General features: G+C 60.8%; 19 protein-coding genes and 1 pseudogene. 14 read left to right on the forward strand and 6 right to left on the reverse strand.

Going from position 1 to position 17,359, the window contains the following annotated elements; genetic code table 11:
- Positions 1–33 precede the first annotated feature (33 nt).
- On the forward strand, positions 34–1,716 hold the full coding sequence (gene phaC / locus AU074_RS31850; protein WP_076018089.1) for a class II poly(R)-hydroxyalkanoic acid synthase: 1,683 nt from the start codon (positions 34–36) through the stop codon (positions 1,714–1,716).
- A 27-nt stretch (positions 1,717–1,743) separates the two neighbouring features.
- Positions 1,744–2,364 (forward strand): TetR/AcrR family transcriptional regulator, encoded by a 621-nt coding sequence (locus AU074_RS31855; RefSeq protein WP_076018090.1) that lies wholly within the window; start codon positions 1,744–1,746, stop codon positions 2,362–2,364.
- Positions 2,365–2,536: 172 nt separating this feature from the next.
- Here the strand turns inward: AU074_RS31855 and AU074_RS31860 are convergent, their stop codons facing one another.
- The 3 genes from AU074_RS31860 to AU074_RS31870 form a co-directional block, all read right to left on the reverse strand.
- Positions 2,537–3,547 (reverse strand): phasin family protein, encoded by a 1,011-nt coding sequence (locus AU074_RS31860; protein ID WP_076018091.1) that lies wholly within the window; start codon positions 3,545–3,547, stop codon positions 2,537–2,539.
- A gap of 12 nt (positions 3,548–3,559) precedes the next feature.
- Complete coding sequence (locus AU074_RS31865; protein ID WP_076018092.1) at positions 3,560–3,982, reverse strand: phasin family protein; 423 nt, start codon at positions 3,980–3,982, stop codon at positions 3,560–3,562.
- 105 nt (positions 3,983–4,087) lie between these two features.
- Positions 4,088–4,363: a polyhydroxyalkanoic acid system family protein gene (locus AU074_RS31870; RefSeq protein ID WP_076018093.1), complete on the reverse strand. Its 276-nt coding sequence runs from the start codon at positions 4,361–4,363 to the stop codon at positions 4,088–4,090.
- A 143-nt stretch (positions 4,364–4,506) separates the two neighbouring features.
- Between AU074_RS31870 and ubiE the strand changes: the two genes are divergently transcribed.
- The 12 genes and pseudogenes from ubiE to AU074_RS31925 all read left to right on the forward strand — a co-directional run bounded on the left by ubiE (position 4,507) and on the right by AU074_RS31925 (position 14,709).
- The gene (ubiE, locus tag AU074_RS31875; protein WP_003209306.1) at positions 4,507–5,277 is read left to right on the forward strand and encodes a bifunctional demethylmenaquinone methyltransferase/2-methoxy-6-polyprenyl-1,4-benzoquinol methylase UbiE; all 771 of its coding nucleotides are present in this window, start codon (positions 4,507–4,509) and stop codon (positions 5,275–5,277) included.
- Positions 5,277–5,900: an SCP2 domain-containing protein gene (locus AU074_RS31880; RefSeq protein ID WP_003209304.1), complete on the forward strand. Its 624-nt coding sequence runs from the start codon at positions 5,277–5,279 to the stop codon at positions 5,898–5,900. The genes ubiE and AU074_RS31880 overlap by 1 nt, the downstream gene beginning before the upstream one ends.
- The gene (gene ubiB, locus AU074_RS31885; protein WP_076018094.1) at positions 5,897–7,501 is read left to right on the forward strand and encodes a ubiquinone biosynthesis regulatory protein kinase UbiB; all 1,605 of its coding nucleotides are present in this window, start codon (positions 5,897–5,899) and stop codon (positions 7,499–7,501) included. The genes AU074_RS31880 and ubiB overlap by 4 nt, the downstream gene beginning before the upstream one ends.
- A gap of 41 nt (positions 7,502–7,542) precedes the next feature.
- On the forward strand, positions 7,543–7,935 hold the full coding sequence (hisI, locus tag AU074_RS31890) for a phosphoribosyl-AMP cyclohydrolase (RefSeq protein WP_076018095.1): 393 nt from the start codon (positions 7,543–7,545) through the stop codon (positions 7,933–7,935).
- A gap of 2 nt (positions 7,936–7,937) precedes the next feature.
- On the forward strand, positions 7,938–8,270 hold the full coding sequence (locus tag AU074_RS31895) for a phosphoribosyl-ATP diphosphatase (RefSeq protein WP_017478214.1): 333 nt from the start codon (positions 7,938–7,940) through the stop codon (positions 8,268–8,270).
- Positions 8,271–8,295: 25 nt separating this feature from the next.
- A complete protein-coding gene (locus AU074_RS31900; protein ID WP_076018096.1) occupies positions 8,296–8,574 on the forward strand; it encodes a twin-arginine translocase TatA/TatE family subunit in 279 nt (92 codons plus the stop codon).
- A gap of 10 nt (positions 8,575–8,584) precedes the next feature.
- On the forward strand, positions 8,585–9,043 hold the full coding sequence (tatB, locus tag AU074_RS31905; RefSeq protein ID WP_076018097.1) for a Sec-independent protein translocase protein TatB: 459 nt from the start codon (positions 8,585–8,587) through the stop codon (positions 9,041–9,043).
- A complete protein-coding gene (gene tatC / locus AU074_RS31910; RefSeq protein WP_026078063.1) occupies positions 9,040–9,831 on the forward strand; it encodes a twin-arginine translocase subunit TatC in 792 nt (263 codons plus the stop codon). Before tatB ends, tatC begins: the two co-directional genes overlap by 4 nt.
- A complete protein-coding gene (locus tag AU074_RS31915; RefSeq protein ID WP_076018098.1) occupies positions 9,828–10,535 on the forward strand; it encodes a 16S rRNA (uracil(1498)-N(3))-methyltransferase in 708 nt (235 codons plus the stop codon). Before tatC ends, AU074_RS31915 begins: the two co-directional genes overlap by 4 nt.
- Positions 10,536–10,713: 178 nt before the next feature.
- Positions 10,714–11,772, forward strand: a pseudogene (locus AU074_RS35040) (methyl-accepting chemotaxis protein); the annotation flags it as partial.
- A 144-nt stretch (positions 11,773–11,916) separates the two neighbouring features.
- Complete coding sequence (locus tag AU074_RS35045) at positions 11,917–12,630, forward strand: methyl-accepting chemotaxis protein (RefSeq protein WP_371916676.1); 714 nt, start codon at positions 11,917–11,919, stop codon at positions 12,628–12,630.
- 171 nt (positions 12,631–12,801) lie between these two features.
- Complete coding sequence (locus AU074_RS31925; RefSeq protein ID WP_076018100.1) at positions 12,802–14,709, forward strand: methyl-accepting chemotaxis protein; 1,908 nt, start codon at positions 12,802–12,804, stop codon at positions 14,707–14,709.
- A 3-nt stretch (positions 14,710–14,712) separates the two neighbouring features.
- Here AU074_RS31925 and AU074_RS31930 read toward each other — a convergent pair whose 3' ends face one another.
- From AU074_RS31930 to AU074_RS31940, 3 genes are all read right to left on the reverse strand, one after another.
- Positions 14,713–15,447, reverse strand: coding sequence for an amino acid ABC transporter ATP-binding protein (locus AU074_RS31930; RefSeq protein WP_076018101.1), 735 nt, complete (start codon positions 15,445–15,447; stop codon positions 14,713–14,715).
- On the reverse strand, positions 15,440–16,399 hold the full coding sequence (locus AU074_RS31935; RefSeq protein WP_076018102.1) for an amino acid ABC transporter permease: 960 nt from the start codon (positions 16,397–16,399) through the stop codon (positions 15,440–15,442). Before AU074_RS31935 ends, AU074_RS31930 begins: the two co-directional genes overlap by 8 nt.
- Before the next feature lie 128 nt (positions 16,400–16,527).
- Complete coding sequence (locus AU074_RS31940; RefSeq protein WP_076018212.1) at positions 16,528–17,325, reverse strand: transporter substrate-binding domain-containing protein; 798 nt, start codon at positions 17,323–17,325, stop codon at positions 16,528–16,530.
- Between the last annotated feature and the right edge of the window lie 34 nt (positions 17,326–17,359).

Raw genomic sequence — 17,359 nt, forward strand, 5'->3', positions numbered from 1 at the left:
CTTGTTGATGGCTTAACGAAGGAGTGTTGGCGCATGCGAGAAAGACCCGTATCGAACCCGGTGCCCACACCCGCCGCGTTCATCAATGCACAAAGCGCGATCACCGGCCTGCGCGGCCGGGATTTGCTCTCGACTCTGCGCAGCGTTGCCGCACATGGCTTGCGCAACCCGGTGCACACCGCCCGCCACGCCCTGAAGTTAGGCGGGCAATTGGGCCGTGTGCTGCTCGGAGAAACGGTGCACGAGCCGAACCCGGCCGACAGCCGTTTCGCCGACCCGACCTGGCAGCTCAACCCGTTTTATCGGCGCAGCCTGCAAGCCTACTTGAGCTGGCAAAAACAAACCCGCCACTGGATCGACGACAGCAACCTGAGCGCCGACGACCGGGCCCGGGCGCAATTTGCCTTTTCCCTGCTCAACGATGCAGTGTCGCCGTCCAACACGTTGCTCAACCCGCTGGCGATCAAGGAGTTGCTCAATTCCGGCGGCAACAGCGTGGTGCGTGGCGTCAGCAACTTTTTCGATGATCTGCTGCACAACAATGGCTTGCCGAGGCAGGTCACCAAGCAGGCCTTTGAAGTCGGCAAGACGGTGGCTACCACGCCCGGCTCGGTGGTTTTTCGCAACGAACTGCTGGAGTTGATCCAGTACAAACCCATGAGCGAAAAACAGTACGCCAAGCCACTGCTGATCGTGCCGCCGCAAATCAACAAGTACTACATCTTCGACCTGAGCCCGAACAACAGCTTCGTCCAGTTCGCCCTGAAAAACGGCCTGCAAGTATTCATGGTCAGCTGGCGCAACCCGGATGTACGCCACCGCGAATGGGGCCTTTCCACCTACGTAGCGGCTTTGGAAGAAGCGCTGAACGTGTGCCGCGCAATCACCGGCGCCCGCGAGGTCAACCTGATGGGCGCCTGCGCCGGTGGCCTGACCATCGCTGCGCTGCAAGGCCATCTGCAGGCCAAGCGCCAGTTGCGTCGCATCTCCAGTGCCAGTTATCTGGTGAGCCTGCTCGACAGCCAGCTCGACAGCCCCGCCACCCTGTTCGCCGACGAGCAAACCCTGGAAGCCGCCAAGCGCCGCTCGTATCAACAAGGTGTGCTCGATGGCCGGGACATGGCCAAGGTGTTCGCCTGGATGCGTCCCAACGACCTGATCTGGAATTACTGGATCAACAACTACCTGCTGGGCAAGGAACCGCCGGCGTTCGACATCCTGTACTGGAACAACGACAACACCCGCCTGCCCGCAGCACTGCATGGCGACTTGCTGGACTTCTTCAAGCACAACCCGCTGAGCCATCCCGGTGGCCTGGAAGTCTGCGGCACGCCCATCGACTTGCAGAAGGTCACGGTGGACAGCTTCAGCGTGGGCGGGATCAACGACCACATCACGCCGTGGGACGCGGTGTACCGCTCCACCCAACTGCTGGGCGGCGACAAGCGCTTCATTCTGTCCAACAGCGGGCATATCCAGAGCATCCTCAACCCGCCAGGCAATCCCAAGGCGAACTACGTCGAGAACCTCAAGCTAAGCAGCGACCCGCGTGCCTGGTACTACGACGCCGCTCATGTCGAGGGCAGTTGGTGGCCCAATTGGCTGGCGTGGATCCAGCAGCGCTCCGGTGTGCAGCGCGAAACCCTGACCGCCCTGGGCAACCAGAATTACCCACCGATGGAAGCGGCGCCGGGCACGTATGTGCGGGTCCGCTGAGCCCAACGAAGACCTTAAGAAGACTGGATGAAGACCCGCGACCGTATCCTTGAATGTGCCTTGCAGTTGTTCAACCACAAGGGCGAGCCGAACGTGTCGACCATGGAGGTGGCCAATGAAATGGGGATCAGCCCCGGCAACCTCTATTACCACTTCCATGGCAAGGAGCCGCTGGTGCTCGGGCTGTTCGAGCGTTTCCAGGCCGAGTTGGCGCCGTTGCTCGACCCGCCCGAGAACGCGCAACTGGCGGCCGAGGATTACTGGCTGTTTCTGCACCTGATCGTGGAGCGCATGGCGCACTACCGGTTTCTGTTCCAGGACTTGTCGAATCTGGCGGGGCGCTTGCCGAAACTGGCCAAGGGTATTCGCACCTTGCTGACGGCGCTCAAGCGCACCCTGGCCTCGTTGCTGGCCAGGCTCAAGACGGATGGGCAATTGGTCAGTGACACCCAGGCGCTGGGGCAGTTGGTGGAACAGATCACCATGACCCTGCTGTTTTCCCTGGATTACCAACGGATTCTCGACCGTGCAGGTGAGGTGCGGGTGGTGGTGTACCAGATCATGATGCTGGTGGCGCCGCATCTTTTGATGCCGGCGAGGCTTGCGACAGAGAGGTTGGCGCTGCGTTACCTCGACGACGCGGACTAAAATGTGGGAGCGGGCTTGCTCGCGAAGGCGGCGTGTCAGCCAATACATAAGCTGACTGATACACCGCCTTCGCGAGCAAGCCCGCTCCCACATTGGATTTGTGTCGTTCTGTAGATTCCATAAAAAACGCCCGACCTTTCCAGGCCGGGCGTTTTTATGTGTCCTGCAAAAATCAGGACTGACTGGTAGGCGTCGGGGTTGCCGGCGTTGCAGTCGGGGTAGCGGCAGCGTGGGTCGGTGGGGTCACCGAGTTGGTCGCTGGCGCCGGGGTTGCAGGCTTGGCCGCTACCGCTGGCTTTGGCGCTGCTGGCTTTTTGGCTACGGCAGGCTTCTTCGCCGCGGCCGGTTTGGCAGCCGGCTTGGCCGCTACAGGTTTTGCAGCCGCAGGTTTCGCGGCGGGTTTTGCAGCGACCGGCTTGGCTGCAGGTTTCGCAGCGGCTGGCTTGGCAGCAGGTTTAGCGGCAGCGGTTTTAGCCGCTGGCTTGGCTGCGGCTTTTGCTGCCGGCTTGGCGGCTGGTTTTGCCGCAGGTTTTGCAGCTGCTTTAGCGGCCACTGGTTTAGCGGCAGGCTTGGCGGCCGGTTTAGCCGCTGCGGTTTTAGCCGCAGGCTTGGCAGCCGGTTTTGCAGCAGCTTTGGCCGGCGCTTTAGCGGCTGGCTTGGCTGCCGGTTTGGCGGCGGCCTTGACCAGCGGTTTAGCGGCGGTTTTTGCAGCAGGTTTGGCCGCTGCAGTTTTCGCGGCCGGCTTGGCAGCCGGTTTAGCCGCTGCGGTTTTAGCCGCAACGGGCGCAACTTTCGCGCCGGTGAGTTTTTCGATTTGCTTGGTCAAGGTATCGACCTTGCTGTGCAGCGCTTTGACTTCAGTACGGCTAGGCACGCCCAGTCGCGAAATGGCACTGTTCAGGCGCTTATCGAAAGCCCCTTCCAGTTCGCCCCACTTGTCGCTGATACGCGATTTGGCAGAACCGGCGGAAGCTTTTGCCGCATCGACTTGTTTACCCACTGTGCTCTTGGTCAACTTCTCGGCCTTCTCGCCGTCTTTAACCAAAGTCTCGAAGTATTTACCGCCGTCACTGCTCACCTTCGAGTACACGCCTAAACCGGCCAGCCAGATCTTGCGGGAGTATTTTTCAACTTCCCCGATCCACGAGCTGCCTTCTTTATCAGTAGTCTTTTTACCAGCCATCCCGTTGTCTCCTTAGTGTTTACGCGCGACACGTTCGAGCAATGCCGTTAGCTCATCGAGCTTAGCAGAGAGTGTCTCCACGTCATGTTTAGACGGAATGCCGATCCGATTCAAGGCACTTCCAACACGACTATCAAAAGCGCTTTCAACTTTATCCAGTTGCACTTCGACTCGACCTTTGACGCCGAAGAGTTCGCTCTTGACTTGATCAATCTGACTGTTGGCCGCACCAAGTTGTTCAATCACAACTTTTTTGCCTTTACTTTCAACATGTTGACCAGTCTTAACGAGTTCCTTGAAGTACTCGGCGCCCTCGCTGCCGACCTTGGCATAAGCCCCCAAACCGGCCAGCCAGATCTTGCGGGCATAGGATTTAACGTCGATCAGGGCGTTAGTTCCGGTAGCAATTTTTTTCTTCAAAATAACTTTGGCCATGGTGCACCTCACGCATAAAGGGGGGAGGAACTGCCCACAGAAGTTGAGGGCTTGGGCACAAAGTAGGCAGAAAAATTAGAATCGGCACCCTAAGAAGGACGAAAATCAGGCCAGGGCTTTATCCAGCGCCTTCTCGATTTCTGACTTGATGGTGCCACTCATGGCGGACATCAACAGGCCCAGTTCGACTTCGATGCGCAGGGAATCTTCAGCCACTTTCACGGTGCCTTTAACTCCCGAGCGTTTGAGATTCAGTGTGTCGCCGACCCACGAAGACTCCAGGCCATATTGATCCTTGAGTTTGCTCGCCAACTTGTCGGCTTTTTCGCGGGCAGCGTCTTTACCCAGTGTGTGGGCACGTTCAACCTGTATACGGGCCATTTGAATGACTCCTCGTTATAGAGACTTGTCGACCCGCCATGCGGCAAAAGGTCTCGGTGGCCACCTATCTTACCTTCAGCCTTGCCAAGACAAAGCATGCCTTGGGGATTAGAATGCCCCCATTCTCTTTTGGTGACAGCGATATGACTGATCAGCGCAAAGGCAGCGATGCCGAACCCACCACTCACTTCGGCTTCAAGAACGTCCCGGAAAGCCAGAAAGCGGAAAAAGTCGCCGAGGTGTTTCACTCGGTAGCCGCCAAGTACGACTTGATGAACGACGTGCTGTCCGGCGGCATGCACCGCCTGTGGAAGCGCTTCACCATCGAGTTGTCGGGTGTACGCACCGGCAACCGTGTGCTGGATATCGCCGGCGGCACGGGCGACCTGGCGGCCAAGTTTTCCAAGCTGGTGGGCCCGACTGGCCAAGTGGTACTGGCCGACATCAACGGCTCGATGCTCAAGGTCGGTCGCGATCGCCTGCTGGACAAAGGCGTGGCGGGCAACATCGAATTCGTCCAGGCCGACGCTGAAAAGCTGCCATTCCCGGACAACCATTTCGACTGCGTCACCATCGCCTTCGGCCTGCGTAACGTGACCCACAAGGAAGACGCCCTGCGTTCCATGCTGCGCGTACTCAAGCCCGGCGGTCGCTTGCTGGTGCTGGAGTTCTCCAAGCCGACCAACGCATTGATGTCCAAGGTCTACGACACCTACTCGTTCGCCTTCATGCCGTTGATGGGCAAGCTGATCACCAATGACGCCGAAAGCTATCGCTACCTGGCCGAATCGATCCGCATGCACCCGAACCAGGAAACCCTGAAGTCGATGATGGTAGAGGCCGGTTTCGACCGCGTGACCTACCACAACATGACCTCGGGCATCGTCGCCCTGCACCGCGGCATCAAGCCCTGATGTTGTTCGCAGGCCTTCTCGCCAGCGTCGAACACGGCCTCAACCGTGTGCTGCGCCTGGACAGCACCGCCCTGGCACGGTTGGCGCACCTGAACGGCAGGATCATCGCCGTCGATTGCACCAGCCCCGCCTTGCAGCTGTTTATCCTGCCCAGCGATGAAGGCCTGTTGCTGGCGTCCCATTGGGCCGCCGATGCCGACTGCACCCTGCGTGCTTCCGGCTCAAGCCTGCTGCGCCTGGCCCTGAGCCGGGACAAGACGGCGATCCTCCACGGCCCGGACGTGGAACTCGAAGGCGACAGCGCGGTGCTGATGGACCTGGCCGCCGTGCTGCAAGACTTGGAGCTGGACTGGGAGTACGAGCTGTCCCGTTGGCTCGGCCCGGTGGCCACCCAACTGATCAGCGGTCACCTGCGCAGCCGCACGCGCTGGTACCAGCAGGGTTTCGCCAGCCTGAACCAGAACCTCGCCGAATACCTGAGCGAAGAATCGCGCACCTTGGTCGGACAACGGGAAGCGGAAGCGCGCTTTCGTGAACTCGACCAGGCCAAACTCGACCTCGAACGACTTGAGGCGCGCTTCGAGCGCCTGAGCCGCTCCCTTGATTCAAGCGATAACGCATGAAGCTGCTCGCCGTCCGCCGTTTGTTTCGTATCCAGCGCGTCGTAATCCGCTACCGCCTCGATGACCTGCTGTTCGCCCTGCCGCTGCCGTGGTTCCTGCTGGCGGTGCGCTATGTACTGCCGTGGCGCTGGTTCCCGCGCAAAACCCTCGAGCTGAGCCGTGGCGCGCGCCTGCGCCTGGCGTTGCAGGACCTGGGGCCGATCTTCATCAAGTTCGGGCAGATCCTCTCCACCCGCCGCGACCTGTTGCCCGAAGACATCGCCGACGAGCTGATGCTGCTGCAGGACCGCGTGCCGCCGTTCGACTCGCAACTGGCGGTCACGTTGATCGAGGAACAGCTGGGCAAGAAGATCAGCGAAGTTTTCAGCCGCTTCGACATTGCGCCATTGGCTTCGGCCTCGGTGGCCCAGGTGCATGCCGCGCAGTTGAAAAGCGGCGAAGAAGTAGTGGTGAAGGTGATCCGCCCGGGTCTCAAGCCGATCATCGGCCAGGACCTGGCGTGGCTGTTCATCCTCGCCCGCGCCGCCGAGCGCTTCTCGGCCGACGCGCGCCTGCTGCACCCGGTTGACGTAGTGCTGGACTACGAAAAAACCATCTACGACGAACTCGACCTGCTGCGCGAAGCGGCCAATGCCAGCCAGCTCAAGCGCAACTTCGAAGGCTCGCAGCTGCTGTACGTGCCGCAGGTCTATTGGGACTGGTGCCGCCCGAAAGTGCTGGTGATGGAGCGCATCTACGGCGTGCAGGTCACTGACCTCGCGACCCTGGCCGACCAGCGCACCGACATGAAAATGCTTGCCGAGCGCGGTGTGGAGATTTTCTTCACCCAGGTGTTCCGCGACAGCTTCTTCCACGCCGACATGCACCCCGGCAACATCTTCGTCAGCACCGTAAACCCGTGGAGCCCGCAGTACATCGCGATCGACTGCGGCATCGTCGGCAGCCTGACCCCGGAAGACCAGGATTACCTGGCGCGTAACCTGTTTGCCTTCTTCAAGCGTGACTACCGTCGCGTGGCGCAGTTGCACATTGATTCGGGCTGGGTGCCGGCTGAGACCAAACTCAACGAATTCGAAGCGGCGATCCGCACCGTGTGCGAGCCGATCTTTGAAAAACCGTTAAAAGATATTTCCTTCGGTCAGGTGCTGATGCGCCTGTTCCAGACGGCGCGGCGCTTCAATATGGAAGTGCAGCCGCAGCTGGTGCTGTTGCAAAAGACCTTGCTGAACATCGAAGGCCTGGGCCGCCAGCTGTACCCGGACCTGGACCTGTGGAACACCGCCCAGCCGTTCCTCGAGCGCTGGATGCGTGACCGTGTCAGCCCGAAAACCCTGCTGGGCAACCTGCAAAGCCAAGTCGAGCAACTGCCGCACCTGGCCAACATGACCCGCGACCTGCTGGAGCGCATGTCCCAGCCCCACGCCAACGACCCGCCGCCGCCGTGGCACACGCGCAAGGACGACTGGTTCCTGCGCCTGTTGGGCGCCGCGCACCTGGTGGGCGGCACGATACTGGCCGCCGGCGGTCCGCTGAACGAACTGGGCCACTGGCCGGCTGGCATCATGGTCGCCGTGGGCGTGTATCTGATCGTGCGTCGATAGCCAATCCGGTTATACACTGTCGCAAATTGCCGGAGCCGAAAATGAAAGACTGGCTGGACGAGATCAAGTGGGACAGTGACGGCCTGGTGCCGGCCATTGCCCAGGACTACAAGACCGGGCGCGTGCTGATGATGGCCTGGATGAACCGCGAGGCCCTGAGCCTGACCGCCACCGAGAACCGTGCCATTTACTGGTCACGTTCCCGTGGCAAACTGTGGCGCAAGGGCGAAGAGTCCGGGCACGTGCAAACCCTGCATGAGATGCGCATCGACTGCGACGCCGATGTGGTGATCCTCAAGGTCGAGCAGATCGGCGATATCGCCTGTCATACCGGCCGTCACAGCTGCTTCTACCGCGTGTTCGAGAACGGCGAGTGGAAGACCGTCGAGCCCGTGCTCAAAGACCCGCACGCTATTTACTCGGCAGGACACTGAACATGACCGATACCCTGAACCGCCTGGCCCAGGTGCTGGAAGACCGCAAAGGCGCGGCCGCCGACAGCTCTTATGTCGCCAGCCTGTACCACAAGGGTCTGAACAAGATTCTGGAAAAACTCGGCGAAGAGTCCGTCGAGACGATTATTGCTGCCAAGGATGCGCAAATCAGCGGCGACTGCAGCGACGTGATCTACGAAACTGCCGACTTGTGGTTCCACAGTCTGGTCATGCTCGCCCAACTGGGGCAGCATCCACAGGCAGTGCTTGATGAACTGGACCGTCGCTTCGGCTTGTCCGGGCATGCCGAAAAGGCCTCGCGCCCGTCCGCCTGACCAACTTTTACAGAGGAATTGCAGCATGGGCATTTTTGACTGGAAACACTGGATCGTCATTCTGGTAGTGGTTGTTCTGGTGTTCGGCACCAAGAAGCTGAAAAACCTCGGCACCGACGTCGGTGAGTCGATCAAGGGCTTTCGCAAGGCCATGAACGACGACGAAAAGCCTGCCGACCCTACCGTGAACCCGGTGCCACCGGCGCAGCCTGTGCACCCGCAGGCCACTCAGCCGATCACTGAACGTCGCACCTTCGACGTACAGGCCGAGCACGTCAAAGAGCAGAACCAAAAAGACTCGTGAGTACTGAATAATGTTTGGTATCAGCTTCTCTGAACTGCTGCTCGTCGGCCTCGTGGCCCTGCTGGTACTGGGGCCGGAACGCCTGCCCGGTGCCGCGCGCACGGCCGGCCTGTGGATCGGGCGCCTGAAACGCAGTTTCAACGCCATCAAACAGGAAGTTGAACGGGAAATAGGCGCCGACGAGATTCGCCGGCAACTGCACAACGAGCACATTCTGTCGTTGGAGCAAGAGGCACGGAAGATTCTCTCGCCAGTGCAGGAAACGCCCAAGCCGGTTGAGCCTGTGGCCGAGCAATCGATTGCACCGCCCGCCGCACCTGCACCTGCACCTGCACCTGCACCGGTCGTTGAGCCCGTGCATGCCGCCGAGCCTGCGCCCGCCGCGCCAGCAACCCCGACCGAACCCGCGCCGACGCCTGCCGTGTCGTCCGCGCCCCACGACCCTACATTGCCGCCGCGAGCCCCATGAGCGCTGATAAACCGGAAACCGACCAGCACATGCCACTGGTCTCGCACCTCACCGAGTTGCGTACCCGCCTGCTGCGCTGTGTGGCGGCGATCTTCATCATCTTTGCCGGGCTGTTTGCCTTCACCCAGCAGATCTACACCTTCGTCTCCACGCCGCTGCGCGACTACTTGCCGGCTGGCGCGACGATGATCGCCACCGACGTGTCGTCACCGTTCCTCACGCCGCTGAAGCTGACGATGATGGTTTCGCTGTTCCTGGCGATCCCGGTGATCCTGCATCAGATCTGGGGTTTTATCGCGCCGGGCCTGTACAAGCATGAAAAACGCATCGCCGTGCCGCTGCTGGTGTCGAGCATCCTGCTGTTCTACACCGGGATGGCCTTCGCCTACTTCCTGGTGTTCCCGCTGATCTTCAAGTTCTTCGCCGCTGCTACGCCGGCCGGTGTGGAAATGATGACCGACATCACCAGCTACCTCGACTTCGTGATGACGCTGTTCTTCGCCTTTGGCGTGGCCTTCGAAATCCCGGTAGCCGTGGTGCTGCTGGTGTGGATCGGCGTGGTCGACGTCAAATACCTGAAGAAGATCCGCCCGTACGTGATCATCGGCTGCTTCGTGGTCGGCATGATCCTGACCCCGCCGGACATCTTCTCCCAGACCCTGCTGGCCGTACCGATGTGGATGCTGTTCGAGATTGGCATCCTGTTTGGCAGCCTGGTGAGCAAGCGTGGCGATCACCCGGATGACCAACCCGCCGACGACGACCAGCCGCCAGCGACCCAGCCGTGAACCTGTTGCTGCTTGAGGAGGCCGACTTTATCGCGGCCGACCGGGTGGTGCTGCGTGATCGGCGCCTGGTGCATATGCAGGAAGTCCACCGTGCCGCCGTAGGCGATAGCCTGCGGGTCGGGCGCATTGGCGGGTTGATGGGCAATGCGCAATTGCTGCGCCTGGAAACCCAGGAAGCCGAGCTGGAAGTCACCTTCGACCAGCCGCCGCCGGCCAAACTGCCCCTGACCCTGCTGCTGGCCCTGCCCCGTCCGAAAATGCTCCGCCGAGTGCTGCAAACCGTTGCGTCCATGGGCGTGCCGCGAGTGGTGCTGGTGAACAGCTATCGTGTGGAAAAGAGCTTCTGGCAAACGCCATTCCTCGAGCCGGAAGCCATTCGCGAGCAACTGATCCTCGGGTTGGAACAGTCCCGAGACACGGTGCTGCCCGAGATTGTTATCGAAAAGCGCTTCAAGCCATTCGTCGAAGACCGCCTGCCCGCCCTGGCGCACGGCACCCTCGGCCTGATTGGCCACCCGGGCGACTATCCGCCCTGCCCTCGTGGCCTGGATGAACCGGTCACCCTGGCCATCGGTCCGGAAGGCGGCTGGATTCCCTACGAGGTGGATCTGCTGGCCAAGGCCGGGTTACAACCGGTGCAACTGGGGGCCCGGATCCTGAGGGTCGAAACCGCCGTCACCGCCTTGCTCGCCCGCCTTTTCTAACACCGCTCTCTCCCGTAGGAGCGAGCTTGCTCGCGAAAAACTCAAGGACACCGCGTTCATTCAGAATGCCCGCGTTACCGTTGACGACCTTCGCGAGCAAGCTCGCTCCTACAGAATCCTGCTGACCTGCCGATACGCTCTGAATAAGTCCAAGCCTTGTTCCAGGGGAGTTCGCAGCATGTATCGTTGGTTAGCCGAGAAACTGGGGAATGTCAGCGTCAACCGCAAGCTGAGCATAGGCTTCGGCCTGGTATTGGTCCTGACCCTATTGATCACCTTCACCGGCTGGACCGGCCTCAGCGGCGTGATCAGCCGTGGCGACAAGCTGGGCTATATTTCCAGCCTCAACGGGCTGTCCAAAGACCTGCGCCTGGCGCGCCTGGACTTCGAAATGCGTCGCGGCGAACAAGGTACCGGTGCGGTCAACGACTTGATCACACAGCTGGACAGCGGCCTGAAAACTGCCGCAGAACTGATCGAGCAACCCGCCGACAAGCTCGTCGTGGAACAACAACAGGACGCCTTGGGCCAATATAAAAAAGCCTTCGGCGCCATGGTGCAGGCCGGCCTCAAGCGCGAAGGTGCCCGCAGCAAACTGGGGGATACCGCCGACAACGCCGTGGCAAAAACCAACGAAGTGGAAAAATCCCTGCTGCAAGGCGACAGCGTCACGTTGTTCAACAACGTGGTCGACCTGAGCAAACTGATCCAGCAAGCGCGCTTCCAAGTGCGCGGCTACACCTACAGCGGCAAGGTCGAAGCCGAACAGCCGGCCCTGGATGCCATCGATAACGCCCTGAAAAAAATCACCGACCTCAGCGACCAATTGCCCGAGCAATATCGGGCCAACCTGCAAGAAGCCAGCGTCTCGCTGCAGGCCTACCGCGCCGCCGTCAGCCAGTACCGCGATTCCCAGGTGGCCACCGCTGCCGCGACGAAAATCATGGCCGAGCAAGGCGACCTCCTGCTCGACCACAGCGACAAACTCACCACTTCGCAAACCGTGGTGCGCGATACCGACACGGCCCGCGCCAAGAACCTGTTGCTGCTGGCCACGGCCCTGGCGCTGGCCTTCGGCATACTCGCCGCCTGGGCCATCACCCGCCAGATCGTTATCCCGCTGAGCCAAACCCTTAAAGTAGCCGAGCGGGTAGCGGCTGGTGACCTCAGCCACAACCTGATCTCCGAACGCCGCGATGAGCTGGGCCAACTGCAACGCTCCATGCAGAGCATGACCGTAGGCCTGCGGGAACTGATCGGTGGCATCAGCGACGGCGTCACCCAGATTGCCAGCGCCGCCGAGCAACTGTCGGCCGTCACCGAGCAGACCAGCGCCGGGGTCAACAGCCAAAAGGTCGAGACCGACCAGGTGGCCACCGCCATGAACGAAATGGCCGCTACCGTGCAGGAAGTCGCACGTAATGCCGAGGAAGCGTCCGAAGCGGCTGTAGCCGCCGATCAGCAGGCCCGCGAAGGCGACAAGGTGGTCGGTGAGGCCATTGCCCAGATCGAGCGTCTCGCCAGTGAGGTGGGCAACTCCACCGAGGCCATGGGCCATCTCAAGCGCGAGAGCGACAAGATAGGCAGCGTGCTGGACGTGATCAAGTCCGTGGCTCAGCAAACCAACCTGCTGGCCCTCAACGCGGCCATCGAGGCAGCGCGCGCCGGTGAAGCCGGGCGCGGGTTTGCGGTGGTCGCCGATGAAGTGCGCAGCCTTGCTCAACGCACCCAGAAATCCACCGAGGAAATCGAAGAGTTGATCGTCGGCCTGCAAAGCGGCACCCAGCAGGTGGCGACCATCATGGACAACAGTCGCAGCCTCACCGACAGCAGCGTCGAGCTGACTCGCCGGGCCGGCAACGCCCTGGAAAACATCACCCGCACCGTCTCGACCATCCAGGCGATGAACCAACAGATCGCCACCGCCGCCGAGCAACAGAGCGCCGTGGCCGAAGAGATCAACCGCAGCGTGCTCAACGTGCGGGATGTTTCCGAACAGACCTCGGCGGCCAGCGAAGAAACCGCTGCTTCCAGTGCCGAACTGGCGCGGCTGGGGATTTACCTGCAAACCCTCGTGGGTCGCTTCAAGGTCTAGCCATCTCGCGGCGGCCATCAGGCCGCCATCCTGACAACTTGTGAAATTTCCTACGCGTTTTTCAGGTCGTGGATCACACACCTGGCGCCGAATAAAAGTAGCGTTTCAACTCCCCTGACCGTTGTCGGCCGGACGCTTGAAACGCTCCTTTTGATTCGTTGGAGGTTCACCATGTTTCGTCCACTGACCCGCCTGCTTGGAAACATCAGCATCAGCCTCAAACTTGCCCTGGGCTTTGGCCTGGTGCTCAGTCTCAGCCTGATCATCGCGTCTACCGGCTGGCAAGCCTTGAGCGCATCGCTCGATCGCTCACAAAAACTCACGATCCTTTCGCAATTGGCGGTCGTCGGCGAAGAGTTGCGCGCTGATCGCATTATCTATCGCACCCTTAACGACCCCTCCAACCTGTCCAAGATAGGCCTGCACATGGACAGGATCGACCAGTTTCTGGTTGAGCTTTCCCCACGTTTTTCCGACCCGGTCAACCAACAACAATTGCAGGAAAGCCGACGTTTTGTCACCCGCTTCAAAACCGCCTTCAGCAGCCTGGACGGGCTGATCAAACAACGCGAGAACGCCCGCGAACAGCTCAAGCGCAGCTCAATACAGAGCAGTGACAGCCTTTCTGAACTGTCCAGCAACCTGCCCAATCAAGACGATGAAAAGGCCCTCGACGCCGTAGAACAATTGCGCCAGGCCATGGAACAAGCCGAAGACCGCGCCCAAAGCCCCGCTTGGGCTGCGGCGTCATTGGACGCGTATGCGAACGGCATAAATGACGCGCTACTGGCTCTGGATGGCGCCCAAGCGGTTGTGGGCGCATTGCCGGTTGATGCAAGCGCCCTGAAAAACGCCCTGCTCGACTTTCGGATTCACCTGACACGCCTCAAGGACGCCCAACTCAACACCGAGGCCATCCAGAATCAGCTTGAGCAATGGCTGGATCAGTTGCTCAAGGAAAGCGACCTGTTGAGCCAGGACCAGACCGCCAAGCGTGACAAGGACGCAAGCCTGGCTCGCACCCTGCTGCTGAATGTCACTGGTGCGGCGCTGTTATTGGGGGCTCTGGCTGCCTGGTTGATCGCCGCGCAAATCGTCGCACCCTTACGCCAAGCCCTGTCGACCGCAAACCGCATTGCGGCGGGCGATTTGAGCCAGGATATCCAGACCTCGCGCCGGGATGAACTGGGGCAACTGCAGCGCAGCATCGGGCAGATGACCGTCAATCTGCGAGGCTTGATCGGTGGCATCGGCGACAGCGCCCGGCAGATCGCCAGCGCCGCCGAGCAACTGTCTGCCGTCACCGAACACACCCGTGCCGGGGTCGACGGCCAGAAACAGGAAACCGAACAAGTCGCCACCGCGATGAATCAAATGCTCGCCACCTCCCAGGAGGTCGCGCGCCATGCCGAGCAAGCCTCGCTTGCCGCCACCGAGGCCGACCAGCAGGCAAGCGCGGGGGATCAGGTGGTGGCCGAGGCCATTGCGCACATTGAGCACCTGGCCCGTGAGATGGCCCGGTCAAGCCAGGCCATGCAAGGATTGCAACAGGAAAGCCGGAAGATCGGCAGCGTGCTGGAGGTGATCAAATCGGTCTCTGAACAGACCAATTTACTGGCCCTCAACGCCGCGATCGAAGCGGCCCGCGCCGGCGAGGCTGGCAGAGGCTTTGCGGTGGTCGCCGACGAAGTGCGCAGCCTGGCGCAACGCACACAGCAATCGGCCGAGGAAATCGAGGAACTGATCAGTGGCCTGCACCGAGGCACACAGCAGGTCGCGGACATCATGGACAACAGTCGCAGCCTCACCGACAACAGCGTGCAACTGACCCGCCGGGCGGGTGATGCGCTGGCTGGCATCACCCGTACCGTGTCCGTGATTCAGGAGATGAACCCGCAGATTGCCGCTGCCGCAGAGGAGCAAACGGCCGTCGCGGAAGAGATCAATCGCAGCGTGCTGAAGGTCAAGGACGTATCGGAACAGACCTCGGCCGCGAGTCAGGAGACTGCGGCGGCCAGTGTCGAACTGGCGCGCCTGGGCACGGATTTGCAGGTGTGGGTGGGCAAGTTCAAGGTCTAGCCGTTACAACACCTGGCGCAGGAACGCTTGGGCCCGGGGGTCTCTCGGCGCGTCGAAGAACTGCGCCGGGGCGGCGTCCTCCAGCAGCTTGCCGTGATCGAAAAACAGCACGCGATCGGCCACTTCCCGGGCGAAACCCATTTCATGGGTAACGCAGACCATGGTCATGCCTTCCAGGGCCAGGGTCTTCATCACGTCCAGCACTTCGCCGACCATTTCCGGGTCCAGGGCCGAGGTGGGCTCGTCAAACAGCATCACCTTGGGCTCCATCGCCAGCGCGCGGGCAATTGCCACACGCTGCTGCTGGCCACCGGAAAGCCGCGACGGGAACTCGTTGGCTTTCTGGGCGATGCCGACTTTTTCCAGAAGGGCCAGGGCCTTGGCTTCGCGCTCTTTCTTGCCCCGTTTGCGCACGACTTTTTGCGCCAGGCAGAGGTTTTCCAGCACGGTCATGTGGGGGAACAGGTTGAAGTGCTGGAACACCATGCCGACTTCGCGACGGTAGGCGTTCACGTCGGTTTTCGGGTCTGCCAGTTGCAGGCCGTCAATGCTCACCGAGCCGGAATCGAACTCTTCCAGGCCGTTAAGGCAACGCAGGAACGTCGACTTACCGGAACCGGACGGGCCGATCACCACCAGTACTTCACCCTTGGCCACTTGGGTGGTCACGTTGTCCACCGCGCGCACGACGTGGCCACGGGTGTCGAAGACTTTTACCAGATCGCGGACTTCAATCACTTTGCGCGAGCCTCCGCTCAAGCCGGCTGGCGATTTTCGACAGCGGCAGGTTGATCAGCAGGTAGAGGCCTGCGACGCAGAACAGGATTTCAAACGGTGAGAACGAGGTGGTGATGACCTCGCGGCCGCTTTTCAGCAGTTCGGTAATCGCGATCACCGACACCAGGGAGGTGTCCTTCACCAGGCTGATAAATTGCCCGGCCAGAGGCGGCAGCACACGCTTGAAGGCTTGCGGCAACACCACATGACGCATCGACTGCCCAGCACTGAGCCCCAGGGAACGTGCCGCTTCATTTTGGCCACGGGCAATCGACTGCACGCCGGCGCGGATGATTTCCGCCACATAGGCGCCGGTAAACAGCGACAGCGCAGCGATCCCGGCGAACTCCCGGGACAGGTTGAGCACCGTGCCGATAAAGAAATAGAAAATGAAGATCTGCACCAATAGCGGCGTACCGCGCACCAGTTCGACGTAAATCGTCGACAAGTCGCGCAACGTCGGGTTATTCGACAAGCGACACAAACCGGTCGCCAGGCCGATCAACAGTCCCAGCACCCCGGACACCACCGACAGCCACAACGTAGTCCACAGGCCCCACAGCAACGGGCCCGCAGCCCAATGCCGGGTAACGCCGACCACATCGCCCTCGGCCACGTCATCGCCCTTGGCCACTTGCAGGCTGTTCTCGGCCACGGTCAGGTGCTGTTCGTTGCCCTCGTCATTACGCAGGGTGACTTCAGCCACATCGGCCTTGCGCACCAACTCGCTGACGGTGGAAATGTCCGCCGCCCGCTGGGATTCTTCGGCCTGGTAGACGAAGTACTGCGGCACACGGTTCCAGCGCCATTCGTAGGACATCAGCGAGGTGGCGTAATACAACGCGCCGGCCAGGCCGACCAGCACCAGCACCGTCAGCAGGTGCCAGGGCCATTGGGCTTTTTTCTGTTTCATTTCAGGTTCCGGGATGTGTATCGCCTGGCAGGCCCTATTCGCGAGCAAGCCCGCTCCCACATTTCGACCGCGATCTAATGTGGGAGCGGGCTTGCTCGCGAAGGGCTCGACTCGGTATTAAGCCAACCTTATTCCATGTCCTTGAGCCACTCGGAGCTCTTGAACCACTTGTCATGGATGCGATCGTAGGTGCCGTCGTTACGGATCTGGTGCAGGAAGTTGTTGATGAAGTTGATGCTGTCGTAGTCGCCCTTCTTCAGGCCGAACGCCAGGGGCTCAAAGGTGAACGGCTGGTCGAGGAACACCAGCTTGCCGGCGCCGACCTTGTTCACGGCCACCACGTTGTACGGCGCGTCATAGACGAAGGCGTCAGCCTTGCCGTTGACCACGTCGAGCACGGCTTCCTGCTCGTTGTCGTAGCCGTGGTACTTGGCCTTGGAGATCAGCTTCTTGGCAACCATTTCGCCGGTGGTACCGAGCTTGGAGGTCAGGCGGTATTTCTCGTCGTTCAGGTCTTTGTAGGACTTGATGGTGCCTTCCAGCTCCTTGCGGATCAGCAGGGTCTGGCCGACCACGATGAACGGTTCGCTGAAGTTCAGGCGCAGGTTGCGCTCCTGGGTCAGGGTCATGCCGCTGCCGATCATGTCGAACTTGTTGGTCAGCAGGGCCGGGATGATGCCGTCATAGCCGGTGGAGATCGGCTCAAACTTCACGCCCATGGACTTGGCCATGGCCTTGAGGATGTCGACTTCAAAGCCGATGATTTCACCGCGCTTGTTGGTCATCTGGAACGGCATGTAGGTCGGGTCCATGCCGACTTTCAGCGTGCCGCGCTTGACCGCATCATCGATGGCGCCGGCGTGGGCCGCGTTGACCGCCACCAGTGCGGTGACGCCTAGCAGCAGCATCGAAAGATACTTTTTCATCATCAAGTCCCCTGAACTCATTTTATTGTGAGAT

Source organism: Pseudomonas sp. ATCC PTA-122608 (genome assembly GCF_001952855.1).
GTDB lineage: Bacteria > Pseudomonadota > Gammaproteobacteria > Pseudomonadales > Pseudomonadaceae > Aquipseudomonas.